The organism is Nocardia sp. CY15, assembly GCF_009829295.1.
GTDB lineage: Bacteria > Actinomycetota > Actinomycetes > Mycobacteriales > Mycobacteriaceae > Nocardia > Nocardia sputi.
On the sequence record NZ_VUOT01000009.1, the window covers coordinates 105,258 to 122,608 of the forward strand.

Genomic DNA, 17,351 nt, shown 5'->3' on the forward strand with positions numbered 1-17,351 from the left:
CGCGCTGGGCGGCTCAGTTCGGCGCGGCGATCTTGATGATGGTGGATTTGCCGTCGACGGTGGCCACGGTGACGAACTGACGATAGGTGCGGTTGGCGGAGTCGGGCCGCAACTCGGTGATCACCACGTCGTAGCGCCCGTCGAGCATGGGGGTGATCATGACGCAGTGCTGGGTTCCCGCTGGTACCGAGGCGATGCCCGCGTCGATCACGCCCACCGGTGGTACCGCGGCGTCGGGCACCGTCAGCGATCGCGCGACCGCGCCCGAGCGAGCCACATAGTAGGCATGCTGGAAGGCCAGGATCACCTCCGCGCCGGAGGCCGTCGAGCCGGTTCCGTTGCCGCGTACCAGCTGTTCGCCGCGCGTCGGCTCGCAGCCGGGGCCGCCGCCCAGCACCGGGTCGGCCACGGTGGCCGATTGCCGTGGCGCGGAGGCCGCGCCCGTGTAGACCAGGACCAGCGCGGCGGCGGCGAGCGAGGCGGCCAGCCCGACACCTCCGACCAGCCAAGCGCGGCGTCGGCCGCGACGAGCGCGGCGGCGATCGCGCGGCGCCCCGCGCCGGTGGGACGGCGGCTCGTGGGCGGAGAGCATCCCTGGCCACGTGGGCACACGTTCGGCCCGGACCTGGCCCGGGCGGGCGCGTCGGCCGCCGGGCCCGGATGTGTTCGACGACATGATCTCGCCGCACCCCCTTTTACCGGTGCCTACTCGGCCACCGTGGGTTCCCTCTCAATGCCGTTGCGCAATAACAACATTGCATATTTCCCTGGATTTTGTCGGTCAAATGCTCAACAGACAAGACCGAACCACGCCCAGCTGCCCCGGAGCACGGAAACACCGGTTTATCAGGACCGAACGGTCGGTGCGCTCGCAGTCACGCCCGCCCGTGCCGGCCGAGCCCGCGATATGCCCCGGCTAACCCCAAGTCAACGGGTCCAGATGCAAGAAGAAACGCTGACGCTCGGCGTCCAGATCAATGCCGTAGCGGTCGGCGAAGGCCCGGTCGGCGTGTTCGGCGCGCCGCTCGTCCTGCCATGACTCCCGCGAATTGGCCAGCAGGAGAGCGATATCGGCGTACGGGTCGGCGACACCGAGGCGGCCGAGGTCGATGAAACCCGCGACCGTGTGCGTGTCCGGGTCGAGGACGATGTTGGGCAGGCACAGATCGCCGTGACACACCACGGCTTCGACGGACTCCTGGATCATCCTCGGCGCCAACTCGGTGGCCAGCCTGGTGAGCAGGACGGTGGGCGGGGTGTCCTGCTGCTCCTCGGGGAGGAATTCGGGATGGACCGCACCCCGGGCCACCACATCCTGGGCGATCGCGAACATCCGCGCCAAGCCTCGGTCGAACGGGCACTCTCCGGTGGGCACATCGTGCAGGCGTCGCACCGCGTCCGCGATGGACTCCCATGCGCGCGTGAGAGCGTCGGGGCCGACAGCGTCCGCGGCCACGCCGGGGATGGCGCTGGTGACCAGGCAGGCGCCGCCGTCGCCGGTCCGCCAGTCCAGCACCTGGGGACCGGGGATACCGTAGCCGCCGAGCCAGGCGATTTTGTCCCGCTCCAACTCCAGCGCCGTGACCCCACCGGGATCGACGCACTTGGCATAACGGGCGCCGTCGGCGGACCGGAACACCACGGCGTCGGACTCCCCGCCGACGACCGGCTCCCATCGGCGGTCGGGCGGCAAGGCGGCGCGGAAGCGGACGAGCGACTCGGACACGCCATCGACGGTAGCAACGCGGCTCGGGAGTGACCCACCTCGCAGACCTCTGGCAACCGAGATGTATAGTTGCCAAAAGCAACTAGTTGTCGTTGCCAAACAAATCTGCCGGTGGGGAACGTCGAGGTGATTGTCATGTCCGCAACCGCTCGCGAGCGCCCGGTCACAGCGGCCGAACTCGCGGCCGCCGACGAACTCGGTCAGCGGCTGGTCCGGTTCATGCGCGCTCTCAACCGGGCGAAGTGGCAGCCTGCCCGGCCCGGGCCGGACGGGCTGGAGCGACTCGCCTACTCCGTGCTGTTCTGCCTGGTGCACGAAGGACCACAGCGCGCGGGCAGACTCGCCGAGCTGCTGCACGCCGAGGCTTCGACCATCAGCAGACAGAGCAGATCGCTCGTGGCGCACGGCTTGGTGGAGCGTCGGGCCGACCCGGTCGACGGCCGTGCGTGCGTGCTGGCGGCCACCGAAGAGGGCGTTCGCGTCTTCGAGGAGAACCGGGCGCTGCGCAACCGGTGGCTGGCGGGCATCCTGGCCGACTGGCCCGCACCGGACCGCGATACCTTGACCGCTCTGCTCGACCGGCTCACCGCAGGAATAGAGACCACTCCCCGACACCCAGCCGATCCGAAATAGGGCCCATCCATGACGAATTCCACCACCCGGGCTCCGCGGAACCCGGACGCAGGCGCGGACACGTCACTGTCCCACCGGCAGATCCTGACCATCCTGTCCGGGTTGCTGCTCGGCATGTTCCTGGCCGCCCTCGACCAGAACATCGTCAGCGTCGCGATCGTCAGGATCGCCAACAGCCTGCACGGTTTCGACGAACAGGCCTGGGCGACCACCGCTTACCTGATCACCGCGACGATCACCACGCCGCTCTACGGCAAACTGGCCGATATCTACGGCCGTAAGCCCTTCTATCTCACCGCCATCGGCCTGTTCGTCATCGGGTCGGTGGCGTGCACTTTCGCCACGTCGATGTACCAGCTCGCCGCGTTCCGCGCGTTCCAGGGCCTGGGCGCGGGCGGATTGATGTCGCTGGCGTTCACCATCATCGGCGATATCGTCCCCGTGCGGGAACGCGTGCGCTACCAGGGCTATTTCATGATGGTCTTCGGTACCGCGACGGTGCTCGGCCCGGTGCTGGGCGGCTTCTTCTCCGACTACGAACAGCTCGGCGGCATCGAAGGCTGGCGGTGGGTGTTCCTGGTGAACGTTCCGGTCGGCCTGCTCGCCCTGCTGGTGGTGGCCAAAGTGCTCAACGTGCCGCACCAGCGCCAGAATCACCGGATCGACTGGTTCGGCGCGCTGACCTTGGCGATCGGCGTCGTGCCGCTGCTGATCGTCGCCGAACAGGGGCGTCACTGGGGATGGTCCGCGCAGCGGTCGCTGCTGTGCTACGGCATCGGGGCGGCCGGCCTGCTGCTGTTCGTCCTGGTCGAGTTCCTGATGAAGGACTCGGCGCTGATCCCGTTGCGCTTGTTCAGGAATTCGACCTTCAGCGTCACCATCGTGGGCGGGTTCATCGTCGGCGTCGCGATGTTCGGCGCAATCACCATGGTCCCGCAGTATTTCCAGGTAGTGCGCGGCTACTCGCCGACCAAAGCCGGTCTGCTGATGCTTCCCCTGGTGCTCGGCATCACGATCGGCTCACAGCTGGCCGGACGGATCACCAAGGTGACCGGTCGCTACAAGATCCTGCCGGTGGCGGGCACGTTCATCGTCGCGGTCGGCGCGCTGCTGTACGCGCAGGTGCACTACGACAGCCCGCTGTGGCAACCCTTGGCCTACGGCGGCGTGGTCGGTTTCGGGCTCGGCTGTTGCATGCAGACGCTGATCATCGCCGCGCAGAACGCCGGACCCCGTTCGGACATGGGTGTGTCCACCGCGTCGGCCACGTTCTTCCGGCAAATGGGCGGCACGCTCGGCGTCGCGGTGTTCCTGACGATCCTGTTCAACCTGCTGCCGCACCGGATCATCGACGCGTTCGGCGGCGAGCTACCGCCCGGCTTCGGCGCCGACCAGCTCAGTGCCATGCAGGCCAACACCAGCGGCATCGCGGCGCTGCCCGAGCAGTTGAAGGCGCCCATCCTCACCGGCTTCACCGACTCCATGCACGGCGTGTTCTACGCGGCGGCCGGAGTCGCGCTGCTCGCTTGCTTCGTGCTGCTGTTCATGAAAGAGATTCCGCTGCGCGACGATCCCGTGCCCGTCGCGCAGGCACCGATCGAGGAGACGGAAGCCGTCGGATCGCACTGGGACGCGGATGAAGTCTGGGAAGGCGCCGCGCGGGCGCTGTCGGAACCGGAGCCGGTACTCGCCGCGGCGGCGAGCGGTTACGCCTCGGGCGATCCCGCGGGTAACGGCGCGCACCGGCGCGAGCCACGCGCGAGCTTCGACGGCGCGGAGTACGAAGGCCGCTCACTCGGCGGCTACGTCCATCGCGAAGACGGCCGCGCGGTACCCGCTGCCGCGCTCACCCTGATCGACCACCACGGACGGCAAGCCGCCCGGACGAGCGGCGGCGCGGACGGCGGCTACCTCCTCGGGGCGCCGGACGCGGGCAATTACGTGCTGATCGTGTCGGCCGCCGGGCACCAGCCCGCGGCGGTCAATGTCGTCGTGGGCGAGCGGCCGCAGCAGGTCGACATCACGCTGCTCGGCTCCGGCGAGGTGTCCGGCGTGGTCCGGTCGGGCACCGGCGGCGAACCGCTGCCGGGCGCGACCGTCACACTGACCGACCTGGACGGTGAGGTCGTCAGGTCCGCGAGCGCGGCGGCCGACGGCGCCTATGTGTGCCACGGCGTGGTACCCGGCACCTACACCCTGGTCGCGGTCGCCGAGCACATGCGGCCCAGCGCGACCGCGCTCACCGTGCCGGACAGCGGGCTGCTGCACCACGACATCGAGCTCGCGCCGATGGCGGTGCTGGCCGGATCGGCGTGGTCGGATGACGGGCGGGCGGTCTCGGACGTGCAGATCAGCGTGTTCGACGCGGCGGGCGTGCCCACCGCGACGACCCGCACCGACGAGCACGGGCGTTATGTCGTCACGGATCTCGCCGAAGGCGACTACACGGTCCTTGCGCGCGGCTACCCCCCGGTGACCAGCCGGATCACGGTGAGCGGCGGCGAAGTCGCTCATGACGTGCGGCTCGGCTACGACCTCGAGGACGAGGAAACCGGAAAGACGCCGCCCATCCGCTGAGCCGCTGGAAGGACGCCGGGCGCGGGCGGATCGATCACCGCTCCCGGCGTGCTCCTGCGCCGGTGGTCTCTCGATCCGACGGCATCCGGACGCGGCCGCCGCCCTCGCACGAGGATGTCCGATCAGCAGCGGCTCACTCCCGCGCCCCACGCCGCTTGTGATCGCCGAACGGTTCGTCGCGTTCCCGGACGGCCGCGCGGAAGCCCGCGGTGACGGCCCGCTCCTGGAAGGCGTAGCCCTCCCTGGTGTGCCGGGAGATGCCGTCGAAGACGGTGCTGATCATGCCGGAGTTCGCCACTCCCTGGGCGTACAGCGCCGAGTTCAGCGCCAGTTTGGCCATCATCAGCTGGTTGATCGGCATGCGCGCGATGCGCGCGACGAATTCCTCGGTGCGCGCGTCGAGTTCGTCGGCGGGCCAGGATTCGATCGCCAGGCCCCATTCGACCGCCTGTTTTCCGGTGAGACAGTCCCCGGTGAACAGCAGGCGCTTGGCGCGCTGGTCACCGAGGCGATGCGCCCACATTCCCGCCGCGGGAACGCCCCAGACCCGGGTGGGCGGATAGCCGATCTTGGCGTCGTCGGCGCAGATGATCTGGTCGGCAAACAGGGCGATGTCACTGCCGCCCGCCACCGCGAAGCCGTGCAGCTTGGCCACGGTCGGTTTGTTCGCCTGCATCAGGCTGGCGAAACCGCGATTGAACCGGCTCATCATCGCGTAGTCGATCATCGGATCCCAGGTCCGCGCCGGGTCGTGGTTGCGGCCCTGGACCACCGGGTCGACGACCGTCCCCGCCGCGTCGCCGGGACCGCCCGCCACCGCGAAACTCTGCTCGGCGAACAGGCTCAGGTCGTATCCCCCGCAGAATCCCTTGCCGCGCCCGGACAACAGGATCACGTGCACCCGAGGGTCCAGATCGGCGCGTTCGACCGCGTGCGCCAGGTCCTGCGGGGTGTCGGGGGTGATGGCGTTGCCCTTGTCCGGGCGGTTGAAGGTGATGCGCGCGATACGGCCGTCTCGCTCGTAGGTGAGTGTCCGGTACTCGCGCGCGGCGTCCGGCTCCGGGCGGCCCGTCCACGGCGAATCCGGCGTCTCCGTCCAATCGCGATACCACGCGCCCGCACCGTCATCGGCCTGGATGTCACTGTCGGTCATCGCTGTTCCCTTCGACGTCGTCCGGCACCTGTCTTCGCAGTCTGGTGCACCGACCATTTGACAGTCAACATTGACTGTGAAAATGTCGCCGTGGACGGAGGGAGACGATGATGGCCGGAGTGCGCGAGGAGCAGAAGCGGGCGACCCGGGTTCGCATCCTCGAGGCCGCCGCCGACCTGCTGGCCGAGCAGGGGTACCGGGCACTGTCCACCCTGTCCGTGCAGCGCGCGGCCGGTGTCAGCCGCGGAGCGCTGCTGCATCACTTCCCGACCATCGGCGCGTTGATCGCCGAACTGGTCGGCCATCTGGTCGCGCGAAACGAGGCGGCCGTTCGCGAAGTCGCGACCGGACTCGGCGCCGGGGCCGATCCCACCGTGCGCGCCTTGACCGCCCTGTACGAGTCGATGACCCGGCCGGCGGCGCAAGCCGAATTCGAACTGTGGGCGGCCGCGCGGACCGATCCCGCGCTTGCCGAGGCGTTGCGCGCGGCCGAACGAAAAGCCGGGCGCGACTTGCACCGCGTAGTGGACACCCTGTTCGATCCGGACATTGTCGCCCATCCGCGCTATCCGGCCGTTCGCGATCTCACCATCGCGATACTGCGCGGCACCGCGATGTCCCGCCCACTGCGCACCACCGAGCGCGCCGCCACGGCAACCATCGATCAATGGGCGCAGGCCATGAACGTCTTGCTCACACAAGGCTGATAGCAATCATCAAGCGCCGCCGTGACTCAATCCGCTGTGATGCGCGTCACTCATCCACTCGATTGTGCTGTCTCCCACACTCTCGCTATCCTGGCTGCACTTTGAGACCAGCGAGTCTCAATGCAGCCTTCGACGGGGCCGGGTTCGACCACCGCACGGCTCCGGCGGAGGCCGATTCCTGCCGGGGAGCGCCTGCGGCGCGTGGACTACCAGGAGCAAACGCCATGCGATCGAAGTGGATCTCGGCGGCCATCGGTATCACGGCGATGGCGCTGTCGTGTGTGGGACCGGGCAGCGGACCCGCCCTCGCCACACCGGACTGTCCGAGCATGTACGTCGTAGCGATCCCGGGAACATGGGAGACCACGGACCATCCGGACAACGAGCGACCCGGGCCCGGGATGCTGGCCGGAGTCACCAATGGCCTGCCGCCCTCGGTGCGCGTGGACTACGTCAGCTACGCCGCGACCGCGTTCCCCTGGGAGAGCGACGTCTACGGCGCTTCCAAGCGCGAAGCCGCGGACAATGCCCGCGGCTTGATCGCGGCGATGGCCAGGGAATGCGGTGCGACCAAGATCGCGCTGCTCGGCTACAGCCAGGGTGCGGACGCCGCGGGCGATCTCGCCGCCGAGATCGGCACCGGCATCGGCGTGGTGCCACCGCATCGGATCGTCGCGGTCGGACTCCTGTCCGACCCGCGCCGCTCCCCCACCGATGCGCTGGTCGGCCCGCCGGTGGGCGGCGCGGGAGCGGGCGGCCCGCGCATCGGCGGATTCGGTTTCCTCACCCCGCAGACCCGCACCATCTGCGCGATCGGCGACCTTTACTGCTCCACGGCCTCCGACGATTTCGTGACCCGCTTCGCGGGCTTCCTGGCCCAGACCTCCTATCCCGACCCGGCCTATCTCTGGCGCTACCAGCTCGAAATGGGCGCCATCGTCGGCGATCTGATGTCCAACGGCGGACTCCCGGTGCTGCAGAGCCAGCTGTCGGAGTCGGCCAACCAGGAACGCGCGCGGCTGCTGGACGAGTTCTACCGCTCCGAGGCGCACACCGCCTACGGCAGCTACCCCGTCGGCGGCGGAGCTACCGCCCTGTCGTGGATGCACGACTGGCTGGCCTCGCTGGCCTGAGTCAGCGGGCGAGTCGGCGCGCGACCTCCCCACCCCGTCCGCGACGGCGCCCTGTGGCAGGGGCGCGGAGGTGCTGGCCGCTCAGCGACTCGGCCGTGCTGCTGGACTGCGGGCGCACAGCGCCGGCGGCCCGCTCGCCCCTCCACGCGCCGATCCGTTCGCGCCGTGCTCGTCGCACGCGGCGCGGGAGAGGCGCGTCGCGCATCGTCATCGGCGGGGCCGAGGCCGCCACATCGAGCGGGTGGTACTGGCGCGCGGGTTGCGCTGACACGTCGAGGGCCGTGTCCTGGTGCACGGCTGCCGGGTACTGGTCCGACATGGCGCGCCGACCCATTCAGCTCGGCTGAGCGCTTCGGGCCGCGTCATCGGATACGCAGGGCCGTCAGCCGCCAGCCGGCAGAGCGGGTCCGGACGATGCGCGCCGCCAAGGCGAAACGACGACTGCCGCGGCCGTACGCGGCGAAGACCTCGGCGGTCCGCGCATCCATGAGGACCACGCTCACCCGGATCGGCACCGCCGCACCGAGAGCGCTGCCCGGCACGAGACCGGCGCCGATCAACGTGCGCACCGCGGCGACGACCGTGGCGTCGGCGACCGCGGCGAGTTGTGGCACCGGTCGCCTGCGGTCGAGCACCTCGAGGACGATTCGTACCGCCGACTCGGCGAACCGGCATGCCTGCGCCCGTGTCTCATTCTCGATAGACGTCGCGGACGCATGCCCGCGACGCACCGCTCCGCGTACACCGGCACTCGCCCGCCCGGAGCCCGCGCGTGGTCGCGGCCGGCACGGTAGCGCCCGAGCGACCGCCGGATCGCGCGGCGCGCTCCGCGCCTCGGCGCCGCGACAACTGTCCAACGGCGGCTCCGGATTAGGAGCAGGCGCCAACCAATCGCGATAACCAGTCATACGAATCCCTTCAGCCTCCGGTGCGTCCAAACCCGTGGCGACCGATTCTGCGGACACGGCACCGAAAATCGCGCGTAGTCGGCTACCCGAATCCAGCCGGGCTCGCCACCACCGGGGTACGGGAGAGAAGCGACCACACCACCACACCGGGAATACCCGCCCACCCCCTACGGTTGCATTGGTTGCCATATCCACCAAAATGAGTCAGACTGGGAACGAAGGAGGCGTCGTGCAGTTCGGAATCTTCACGGTCGGTGATGTGACGACCGACCCGACGACCGGCCGGACGCCGCGTGAGCACGAGCGCATCACGGCCATGGTGACGATCGCGCGCAAGGCCGAAGAGGTCGGGCTGGACGTGTTCGCCACCGGCGAGCACCACAACCGGCCGTTCGTGCCGTCGTCGCCGACGACGATGCTCGGCTACATCGCGGCGCGCACCGAGCGGCTCCAACTCTCCACCGCGACGACGCTGATCACGACGAACGATCCGGTGAAGATCGCCGAGGACTTCGCCATGCTCCAGCACCTGTCCGAGGGACGGGTGGACCTGATGCTCGGCCGTGGCAACACCGGACCGGTCTACCCTTGGTTCGGCAAGGACATCCGCGACGGCATCGCGCTGGCGATCGAGAACTACCACCTGTTGCACCGGCTCTGGCGCGAGGACGTGGTCGACTGGGAGGGCAAGTTCCGCACGCCGTTGCAGTCGTTCACCTCGACGCCGCGCCCGCTGGACGACGTAGCGCCGTTCGTGTGGCACGGCTCGATCCGCAGCCCGGAGATCGCCGAGCAGGCGGCCTACTACGGCGACGGATTCTTCGCCAACAACATCTTCTGGCCGAAAGAACACTTCCAGCGGCTGATCGCGCTGTATCGGCAGCGCTACGAGCACTACGGTCACGGGTCGGCCGACCAGGCGATCGTCGGGCTCGGCGGACAGGTGTTCATGCGCAAGAACTCACAGGACGCGGTACGCGAGTTCCGTCCCTACTTCGACAACGCGCCGGTGTACGGGCACGGCCCCTCGCTGGAGGAGTTCACCGAGCAGACACCGCTCACCGTCGGCAGCCCACAGGAGGTCATCGACAAGACGCTCACCTTCCGGGAGTCTTTCGGCGACTACCAGCGCCAACTGTTCCTGATGGACCACGCGGGGCTGCCGCTGAAGACCGTGCTGGAACAACTGGACCTACTCGGCGGAGAGGTGGTCCCGGTGCTGCGCAAGGAATTCGCGGCGCTGCGCCCGGCGCATGTTCCGGACGCGCCGACGCACGCGAGCCTGGTCGCCGCCCGCGACGCCGCCCTGGAGGCGACCCGATGACCCGCATCGCGATCGTTTCCGCGGGCCTGTCCCAGCCCTCGTCGACCCGGCTGCTCGCCGATCGGCTCGCCGCCGCCACCGGCGAGGCACTGACCGCGTCCGGTGCGGATGTGACATTCGACGTCGTCGAAGTACGTGAGCACGCCCGCGATCTGGCCGACAACCTGCTCACCGGATTCGCCCCCGGTACTCTGCGCGCGACGATCGACAGCGTGTCCAGCGCCGACGGGTTGATCGCCGTCACGCCGATCTTCAACGCCTCCTACAGCGGCCTGTTCAAGACGTTCTTCGACGTACTGGAACCGGACGCGCTGGCAGGGATGCCGGTGCTGCTCGGCGCGACCGGCGGCTCGGCACGCCACTCGCTGGCGTTGGAGCACGCACTGCGTCCGATGTTCAGCTATCTGCACGCGGTGGTCGCGCCCACCTCCGTGTACGCGGCGTCCGAGGACTGGGCGTCCGCGGCGGCGGGCGGATTGCGTAGCAGAATCGACCGCGCCGCCGGGGAGTTCGCCGCCATGCTGACCACCACCCCACGAGCGCGCGCCGCCGATCCGTACGACGAGCCGGTACCGTTCGCGCAAATGCTCGGCACCCACTGAGCTTTTCGCGATCACCCGGCGCCATCCCTACCCAACTAGTTCAAAAATCAACCATTTGAGGAGAACGCCATGTCGACCACGACCACGAACACCCTGACCGCGGGCACCTGGGTCATCGACCCCGCCCACTCCACCCTCGGCTTCTCGGTACGTCACCTGATGGTGAGCAAGGTGCGCGGCCGGTTCACCGACTTCTCCGGCCGGTTGGTCATCGCCGAGGACGGCAGCGCCTCGGCCGAGGCCGAGATCCGGGTCGACTCGGTCACCACCGACAACGAACAGCGTGACGCCCACCTGCGCACCGCGGACTTCTTCCAGGCCGAGCAGTTCCCGGTGGCCACGTTCAAGTCCACCGGATTCCGGGTCAAGGGCGAGGACTTCGTGGTGGACGGCGAATTCACCATCCGCGGCGTCACCAAGCCGGTGTCGCTGGACGTGGAATTCCTCGGTGTGAACCCCGGCATGGGCCAAGGGCCGGTCGCGGGCTTCGAAGCCAAGACCGTGATCAATCGCCGCGACTTCGGCATCACCATCGACATGCCGCTGCCCGACGGCGGCGCCGTGATCGGCGACAAGATCACGCTCACCCTCGAGGTCGAGGTCGGTCTGCGGTCCTGAGTTCTCGACGGTCCCGCAGGAGTTCGGTGCTCCTGCGGGACCGTCCTTTTCCTCAGAACAGGGTCATCGGTTCGGCCGGAGCGGGGTCGGGCAGCCGGTCGATCTCGGGCAGCCGGGCGCGGACTTCGTCGTGGAAGCGACGGGCCAGCTCGAGCGAACCGGCATTGTCCGGCGTGTGCACGAACACCGTGGGCGACCGGCCTTCGCGCAACCATTCGGCGACCATGCCGACCCACGGGCGCCAACCCTCGACGGTCCGCTCGACGTCGTCGCGGCCGTGGTAGCGCACGATCGGGTATTCGGTCAGTGCGCGCATCCGGCGCTGCACCCGCGGCTTCTTCGACGCCGCTTCCTGTTCGGCCGCGCTGGTGGGCGGACCGTCGAAGAGCACGGTGGTGTCGAACGGAACCCATTCGGCGCCGACCCGGGACAACACGTGTTCGAGCCGGTGTACCGCCTGCTCGTCGGCGAAGAACGCGGGATGCCGGACCTCTACGGCGAGCCGGTAGGCGCGCGGCGCCTGACGCAGGAATCCGGCAAGCGCACCGAGATCCGTCGGGCCGAACGAGCCGGGCAGCTGCACCCACAGCGCGTGGATGCGCTCCCCGAGCGGCTCCATCGCGGCGAGGAAAGACCTCAGCTCCTCCTCGACGCCGGACAGCCTGCGTTCATGGGTGATCGGCTTGGGCAGCTTCAGTACGAAGCGGAACGACGGATCGCATTGAGCCGCCCAGGATTCCACCGTTCGCCGCGACGGCGTCGCGTAGAAGGTCGTATTGCCCTCGACGGCGTTGCACCAGGTGGCGTACCAGCGCAGTCGCTCCCCCGGCGGAAGGTGCCGTTCCTGCCAAGCCGCGTGCGTCCACATCGCACATCCCACGTTCAGCCGCATGTTCTCGACGCTAACCCACCCTCCCGACACCGGAGCCGGTCGCTCACTCCGGCGGCACCCGGCCCTGCTCCGGGCTCACCGCCGCGCACGCTTCCGCGGCCGAACCCAGCCGAAGGTCAGCTCGACGGCGCGCTTCCAGTTCTCGTACTCGTCCTGGCGCAACTGCGCGTCCATTCGCGGAACCCATTGCGCGGCCAGTCGCCAATTGTTGCGCAGCCCTTCCAGATCCGGCCAGTAGCCGACGGCCAGGCCCGCGGCGTACGCGGCGCCGAGCGACACGGTTTCGGCGACGAACGGACGCAGCACCGGAACGTCCAGGACATCGGCCACGATCTGCATGAGCAGGTTGTTCGAGGTCATGCCGCCGTCCACGCGCAGGGTCGCGGCCTGGAGGCCGGAGTCGGCGTTCATCGCCTCCACCACGTCACGGGTCTGCCAGGCGGTTGCCTCCAGCACGGCTCGGGCGATGTGCCCCTTGGTGACATAGGAGGTCAGTCCGGCGATCAGGCCGCGGGCGTCGCCGCGCCAATGCGGCGCGTACAGGCCGGAGAACGCGGGCACGACGTAGCAGCCGCCGTTGTCTTCGACTGTGCGCGCGAGGGTTTCGATTTCCGGCGCGCTGGTGACCAGCCCGATGTTGTCGCGCACCCATTGCACGAGCGAACCGGTGACCGCGATCGGCCCCTCCAGCGCGTAGACCGGCTCCGGTCCGATCTGGTAGCCGATCGTGGTGAGCAGGCCGTGCTCGGACCGCACCAGCTCGCTTCCGGTGTTCATCATCAAGAACCCGCCGGTGCCGTAGGTGCACTTGGTTTCGCCGCGCGCGAAGCAGGTCTGGCCGAACAACGCGGCATGCTGGTCACCCAGGGCGGCGGCGATCGGGATGCCGGGGACCACCCGGCGGGTCATGCCGTAGGACGCGGTCGAAGGCTGGATGCGCGGCAACATCCGAGCGGGAATACCGAAGAAATTCAGCAGTTCGTCGTCCCACGTCAGGGTGCTGAGGTTCATCAGAAGGGTGCGGCTGGCATTGGTGACGTCGGTGAGGTGCAGGCCACCGTCGGGACCTCCGGTGAGGTTCCAGATCAGCCAGGTCTCCATGGTGCCGAAGAGCACCTCGCCCCGCTCGGCGCGCTCGCGCAGACCGGGTACGGAATCCAGCATCCAGCGCAGCCGCGGCGCCGCGAAGTAGCCGGCCAGCGGCAGACCGCAGCGCTCGCGGATCCGGTCGGCGCCCGGCTCGCGCTCCAGTTCCCGGACCAGTTCGTCGGTCCGCACGTCCTGCCATACGATGGCGCGCCCGATCGGCGTGCCGGTGCGGCGATCCCACACCACGGTGGTCTCGCGCTGGTTCGCGATGCCGAGCGCGGCGATCCGGTCGGCGGCGACGCCGGAATCCCGCAACGCCTGCGGCACGATCCGCTCGACGTTGCGCCAGATCTCCAGCGCGTCCTGCTCGGCCCACCCCGGCCGCGGGTGATGCTGCCGGTGCGGCCGCTGGGCCACGCCGACCAGCCGGGCGCGCTGATCGAACAGGATGCACCGGGTCGAGGTGGTGCCCTGATCGATCGCCAGCACGTAACGCTGCTTCACGCTCGCCCGCTCCTCGTCGAAATCCGCCGGTCGCCGGCCGGACCGATCTCAGTGGCCCGCACCGAGATCCCGCGATACCGCGCGAGCGGCGTCGAGCACCTGACCGACCAGTGCGGGCCGGTGCCGCAATTGGGCGTCACAGAGCCGGTCCACCGCACCGGTGATGCCGATGGCGCCGACCACCAGGCCACCGGGCGCCCGGATCGGCGCCGCGATACCCGCCTCGCCCGTCCGGAATTCCCCGGTATCGCCCGCCCATCCGGCCTGCCGCACACCGGCGAGCGCCCTGGTGAGCGCGACACGGTCGATGAGAGTGCGGTGTGTGAGCGGGGCCAGTTCGCCGCGGCGGACCGCCGCGGCCAAGTCGATGTCGTAGGCGAGCAGGACCTTGCCCAGCGCGGTGGCGTGCGGCGGCAGGAGCTCGCCGAGTTCGAGCGCCTGTTCGGTGTTGTCCGGCCGGAATACGTGATGGACCACGACCACAGCGCCGTCCATCGGCGCGCCGATCCGCACCGACTCGCCCGTGCGAGCCGCCAGCGCGTCGGCCCAGTTGATCGCGCGGGAGCGCAATTCGTTCGCGTCGAGGTAGCTGGTGCCCAGATGCAGTAGCGCCGCTCCGAGCTGATACTTGCCGGTCGCCGGGTCCTGCTCGACGAAGCCGACACCCTGGAGCGTCCGCAGGATGCCGTGCGCGGTCGGTTTCGGCAGCTCGAGCGCACCCGCGATGTCGGCGACGCCGAGACGGCCGGAACCTCGGGCCAGCAGCCGTAGGACGGCCGCCGCCCGCTCGATCGATTGGATCGCACCCGGCATGTCGGGAAACCTATCCTCCAGGTGGCGATTCGACAATGTCGAACGGTTGGTAATACCTGGGCAACATCAGTGAAACCAGGTGTGAGCTGCGCCATACATCCTCCTGACCGGTCGGACGGTAGCGGCCCAGCCTTACGGCAACCAGTCGAGGCGTTCGACATTGTCGAACGCCGACAGTATCCGGGCCCGGCATTCCGCCGTAATTTCCAGTGACACGCACGGTCGCGTCCGCGGCCAGCGGGGTGAACGGAGGCTCAACGATGAACTTCGGCTCGATCTTTCTCAGCGAAGCACTCGGCACAGGAGTGCTGGTGCTGCTCGGGGTCGGCGTGGTCGCGAACGTATTGCTGACCAAGTCCAAAGGACTGGACGGCGGCTGGCTGCTGATCAACGTGGGATGGGGGTTCGCCGTCCTGGCCGGCGTCTACGTCGCCTACAAGACCGGCGGCCACCTCAATCCCGCGGTCACCATCGGCATCCTGTTCAGCGGCGCGGAGGAGTTCGCCCCCGGCATCGCGATCTCCGGCTCCACGACGCTCGCCTATCTGAGCGGCCAATTCTCCGGCGCGTTCGTCGGCGCGACGATCGCCTACGTCGCCTACAAACGCCACTTCGACGCGGAGACCGACGCGGAGAAGAAGCTCGCCGTTTTCGCCACCGGACCCGCGATCCGCGCCCTGCGCTGGAATTTCGCCACCGAAGTGATCGGCACGTTCACGCTCGTCCTGGTCATCCTGACTTTCGGCCACACGCCGAGCGGGCTCGGCCCGGCCGCCGCGGCACTGTTGGTCGTCGGCATCGGCGCTTCGCTGGGCGGCCCGACCGGGTACGCCGTCAACCCCGCGCGCGACCTGGGTCCGCGCTTGGCACACGCGCTGCTGCCGGTGCGCAAGCCCGCCCCCGCGGATGCGGTCCTGGTGCCGGTGGGCGCGGGCGACTCCGGACCGGTCGCATCTCCCGAGGCCGACGCGACGACACACGGCAAGGACTCCGACTGGGGATACGCCTGGGTGCCGGTGCTCGGGCCGCTGGTGGGCGGTGCGCTCGCCGGTCTGGCCGCCCAATTCCTGTTCTGATCCTCCTCCGCGACAGCACGTTCCGAAAGGACCTCGATGAGCAAGTTCGTCGGCGCCATCGACCAGGGCACCACGAGCACCCGTTTCATGGTGTTCGACCACAGTGGCAACGAGATCGCCCGCCATCAGCTCGAACACGAGCAGATTCTGCCGCGCCCCGGCTGGGTCGAGCACAATCCGACCGAGATCTGGGAGCGCACCCGTGCGGTCATCCAGAGCACGCTGACCAAAGCCGATCTCGACGCGAGCGATCTGGCCGCAGTCGGCGTCACCAATCAGCGCGAGACCACGGTTGTGTGGAACCGCAGGACCGGGCGGCCGTACTGCAACGCGATCGTCTGGCAGGACACCCGCACCGATCGCATCGCCGCCGAGCTGGAGCGGGCCGGGCACGGTGACACCATCCGGCGCAAGGCGGGCCTGCCGCCGGCCACCTATTTCTCCGGCGGCAAGCTGCGCTGGATTCTGGACAACGTCCCCGGGGTGGCCGCGGACGCCGAACGCGGTGACGCGCTCTTCGGCACCACCGACACCTGGCTGCTGTGGCAGTTGACCGGCGGAGTCGACGGCGGCGTGCACGTCACCGATCCGACCAACGCCAGCCGCACCATGCTGATGAACCTGGAGACGCTGGACTGGGACGAGGAGCTGCTGTCGCTGTTCGGGGTGCCGCGCGCGATGCTGCCGCGGATCGCGCCGTCGGCGAACTCGGATCTGTTCGGCACCACGCGCCCCGACGGCCCGTTCGGCGGCGCGGTCCCGCTGTCCGGCGTGCTCGGCGACCAGCAGGCCGCCACCGTGGGGCAGGTCTGCTTCCGGCCCGGCGAGGCGAAGAACACCTACGGCACCGGAAACTTCCTGCTGCTCAACACCGGAACCGAGATCGTTCGGTCGCAGCACGGGCTGCTGACCACGGTCGCCTACCAGTTCGGTGCGGAGAAGCCGGTGTACGCGCTGGAAGGTTCGATCGCGGTGACCGGCTCGGCGGTGCAGTGGCTGCGTGACCAGCTGGGCATCATCTCCGGCGCGGCACAGAGTGAATCGCTGGCCCGGCAGGCCGAGGACAACGGCGGGGTGTACTTCGTCCCGGCGTTCTCCGGGTTGTTCGCGCCGTACTGGCGTTCGGACGCGCGCGGCGCGATCGTCGGCCTGTCCCGCTACAGCACCAACGCCCATCTGGCGCGGGCGACGCTGGAATCGATCTGCTATCAGACCCGCGACGTGGTCGAGGCGATGCAGGCCGACTCCGGCGTGCGACTGGATGTGCTGCGGGTGGACGGCGGCGTCACCGCCAACGAGCTGTGCATGCAGTTGCAGGCCGACTTCCTCGGCGTGCCGGTGTCGCGTCCGGTGGTCGCGGAGACCACCGCGCTCGGCGCGGCCTACGCGGCGGGCCTGGCGGTCGGCTTCTGGAACGACACCGACGAACTGGAACAGAACTGGAACGAAGCCAAACGCTGGAGCCCGACCTGGTCGGAGCAGCAGCGCGAGCGCGGCTACGCGCGCTGGAAGAAGGCCGTCGCCCGCACCCTCGATTGGATCGACGTCGACGAATGAGGGGCGACGCCGACCTACCCGTAACACCGAAACAAGGAG

The 17,351-nt window shown here is 69.1% G+C and carries 16 protein-coding genes; 9 read left to right on the forward strand and 7 right to left on the reverse strand.

What is annotated here, in order from left to right; translation table 11 throughout:
- Positions 1-13: 13 nt before the first annotated feature.
- Positions 14-676, reverse strand: a complete 663-nt coding sequence (locus GVY39_RS13690; protein ID WP_159924222.1) for a hypothetical protein — start codon at positions 674-676, stop codon at positions 14-16.
- Positions 677-916: 240 nt separating this feature from the next.
- Entirely contained in the window at positions 917-1,726 is an 810-nt protein-coding gene (locus GVY39_RS13695) for an APH(3'') family aminoglycoside O-phosphotransferase (protein WP_159924223.1), read from the reverse strand.
- A gap of 135 nt (positions 1,727-1,861) precedes the next feature.
- Between GVY39_RS13695 and GVY39_RS13700 the strand changes: the two genes are divergently transcribed.
- Together GVY39_RS13700 and GVY39_RS13705 are read left to right on the forward strand one after the other, a co-directional pair.
- On the forward strand, positions 1,862-2,359 hold the full coding sequence (locus GVY39_RS13700) for a MarR family winged helix-turn-helix transcriptional regulator (RefSeq protein ID WP_159924224.1): 498 nt from the start codon (positions 1,862-1,864) through the stop codon (positions 2,357-2,359).
- Between the two features lie 9 nt (positions 2,360-2,368).
- Positions 2,369-4,936, forward strand: coding sequence for an MFS transporter (locus tag GVY39_RS13705; protein WP_159924226.1), 2,568 nt, complete (start codon positions 2,369-2,371; stop codon positions 4,934-4,936).
- Between the two features lie 133 nt (positions 4,937-5,069).
- Here GVY39_RS13705 and GVY39_RS13710 read toward each other — a convergent pair whose 3' ends face one another.
- Complete coding sequence (locus tag GVY39_RS13710) at positions 5,070-6,089, reverse strand: crotonase/enoyl-CoA hydratase family protein (protein ID WP_159924228.1); 1,020 nt, start codon at positions 6,087-6,089, stop codon at positions 5,070-5,072.
- Between the two features lie 107 nt (positions 6,090-6,196).
- On the opposite strand from GVY39_RS13710, the gene GVY39_RS13715 reads away from it, so the two are divergent.
- The gene (locus tag GVY39_RS13715; RefSeq protein ID WP_159924230.1) at positions 6,197-6,796 is read left to right on the forward strand and encodes a TetR/AcrR family transcriptional regulator; all 600 of its coding nucleotides are present in this window, start codon (positions 6,197-6,199) and stop codon (positions 6,794-6,796) included.
- Between the two features lie 224 nt (positions 6,797-7,020).
- Positions 7,021-7,929 carry a cutinase family protein gene (locus GVY39_RS13720; protein WP_159924232.1) on the forward strand — a complete coding sequence of 303 codons (909 nt, stop codon included), beginning with the start codon at positions 7,021-7,023 and terminating at the stop codon, positions 7,927-7,929.
- Positions 7,930-8,291: 362 nt separating this feature from the next.
- On the opposite strand, the gene GVY39_RS13725 is transcribed toward GVY39_RS13720, so the two are convergent.
- A complete protein-coding gene (locus tag GVY39_RS13725; protein WP_159924234.1) occupies positions 8,292-8,660 on the reverse strand; it encodes an Rv3235 family protein in 369 nt (122 codons plus the stop codon).
- A gap of 406 nt (positions 8,661-9,066) precedes the next feature.
- Between GVY39_RS13725 and GVY39_RS13730 the strand changes: the two genes are divergently transcribed.
- The 3 genes from GVY39_RS13730 (at position 9,067) to GVY39_RS13740 (ending at position 11,381) form a co-directional block, all read left to right on the forward strand.
- Entirely contained in the window at positions 9,067-10,161 is a 1,095-nt protein-coding gene (locus GVY39_RS13730; protein ID WP_159924236.1) for an LLM class flavin-dependent oxidoreductase, read from the forward strand.
- On the forward strand, positions 10,158-10,763 hold the full coding sequence (locus tag GVY39_RS13735; RefSeq protein WP_159924238.1) for an FMN reductase: 606 nt from the start codon (positions 10,158-10,160) through the stop codon (positions 10,761-10,763). Before GVY39_RS13730 ends, GVY39_RS13735 begins: the two co-directional genes overlap by 4 nt.
- Positions 10,764-10,832: 69 nt before the next feature.
- Positions 10,833-11,381, forward strand: a complete 549-nt coding sequence (locus GVY39_RS13740; RefSeq protein WP_159924240.1) for a YceI family protein — start codon at positions 10,833-10,835, stop codon at positions 11,379-11,381.
- Positions 11,382-11,433: 52 nt separating this feature from the next.
- On the opposite strand, the gene GVY39_RS13745 is transcribed toward GVY39_RS13740, so the two are convergent.
- The 3 genes from GVY39_RS13745 to GVY39_RS13755 form a co-directional block, all read right to left on the reverse strand.
- Complete coding sequence (locus GVY39_RS13745; RefSeq protein ID WP_236565446.1) at positions 11,434-12,273, reverse strand: DUF72 domain-containing protein; 840 nt, start codon at positions 12,271-12,273, stop codon at positions 11,434-11,436.
- Between the two features lie 75 nt (positions 12,274-12,348).
- Entirely contained in the window at positions 12,349-13,866 is a 1,518-nt protein-coding gene (gene glpK / locus GVY39_RS13750) for a glycerol kinase GlpK (RefSeq protein WP_159924242.1), read from the reverse strand.
- 48 nt (positions 13,867-13,914) lie between these two features.
- Complete coding sequence (locus tag GVY39_RS13755) at positions 13,915-14,679, reverse strand: IclR family transcriptional regulator (protein ID WP_159924244.1); 765 nt, start codon at positions 14,677-14,679, stop codon at positions 13,915-13,917.
- 260 nt (positions 14,680-14,939) lie between these two features.
- On the opposite strand from GVY39_RS13755, the gene GVY39_RS13760 reads away from it, so the two are divergent.
- Positions 14,940-15,755, forward strand: coding sequence for an MIP/aquaporin family protein (locus GVY39_RS13760; RefSeq protein WP_159924246.1), 816 nt, complete (start codon positions 14,940-14,942; stop codon positions 15,753-15,755).
- Positions 15,756-15,791: 36 nt separating this feature from the next.
- Positions 15,792-17,312 (forward strand): glycerol kinase GlpK, encoded by a 1,521-nt coding sequence (glpK, locus tag GVY39_RS13765; RefSeq protein WP_159924248.1) that lies wholly within the window; start codon positions 15,792-15,794, stop codon positions 17,310-17,312.
- Positions 17,313-17,351 lie beyond the last annotated feature (39 nt).

What these genes read in the sequence shown, in the direction of transcription:
- GVY39_RS13690 (WP_159924222.1), bottom strand. Translation starts at nt 676, where the DNA reads ATGTCGTCGAACACATCCGGGCCCGGCGGCCGACGCGCCCGCCCGGGC.
- GVY39_RS13700 (WP_159924224.1), top strand. Translation starts at nt 1,862, where the DNA reads ATGTCCGCAACCGCTCGCGAGCGCCCGGTCACAGCGGCCGAACTCGCG.
- GVY39_RS13705 (WP_159924226.1), top strand. Translation starts at nt 2,369, where the DNA reads ATGACGAATTCCACCACCCGGGCTCCGCGGAACCCGGACGCAGGCGCG.
- GVY39_RS13710 (WP_159924228.1), bottom strand. Translation starts at nt 6,089, where the DNA reads ATGACCGACAGTGACATCCAGGCCGATGACGGTGCGGGCGCGTGGTAT.
- GVY39_RS13715 (WP_159924230.1), top strand. Translation starts at nt 6,197, where the DNA reads ATGATGGCCGGAGTGCGCGAGGAGCAGAAGCGGGCGACCCGGGTTCGC.
- GVY39_RS13720 (WP_159924232.1), top strand. Translation starts at nt 7,021, where the DNA reads ATGCGATCGAAGTGGATCTCGGCGGCCATCGGTATCACGGCGATGGCG.
- GVY39_RS13735 (WP_159924238.1), top strand. Translation starts at nt 10,158, where the DNA reads ATGACCCGCATCGCGATCGTTTCCGCGGGCCTGTCCCAGCCCTCGTCG.
- GVY39_RS13740 (WP_159924240.1), top strand. Translation starts at nt 10,833, where the DNA reads ATGTCGACCACGACCACGAACACCCTGACCGCGGGCACCTGGGTCATC.
- GVY39_RS13745 (WP_236565446.1), bottom strand. Translation starts at nt 12,273, where the DNA reads ATGCGGCTGAACGTGGGATGTGCGATGTGGACGCACGCGGCTTGGCAG.
- GVY39_RS13755 (WP_159924244.1), bottom strand. Translation starts at nt 14,679, where the DNA reads ATGCCGGGTGCGATCCAATCGATCGAGCGGGCGGCGGCCGTCCTACGG.
- GVY39_RS13760 (WP_159924246.1), top strand. Translation starts at nt 14,940, where the DNA reads ATGAACTTCGGCTCGATCTTTCTCAGCGAAGCACTCGGCACAGGAGTG.
- glpK (WP_159924248.1), top strand. Translation starts at nt 15,792, where the DNA reads ATGAGCAAGTTCGTCGGCGCCATCGACCAGGGCACCACGAGCACCCGT.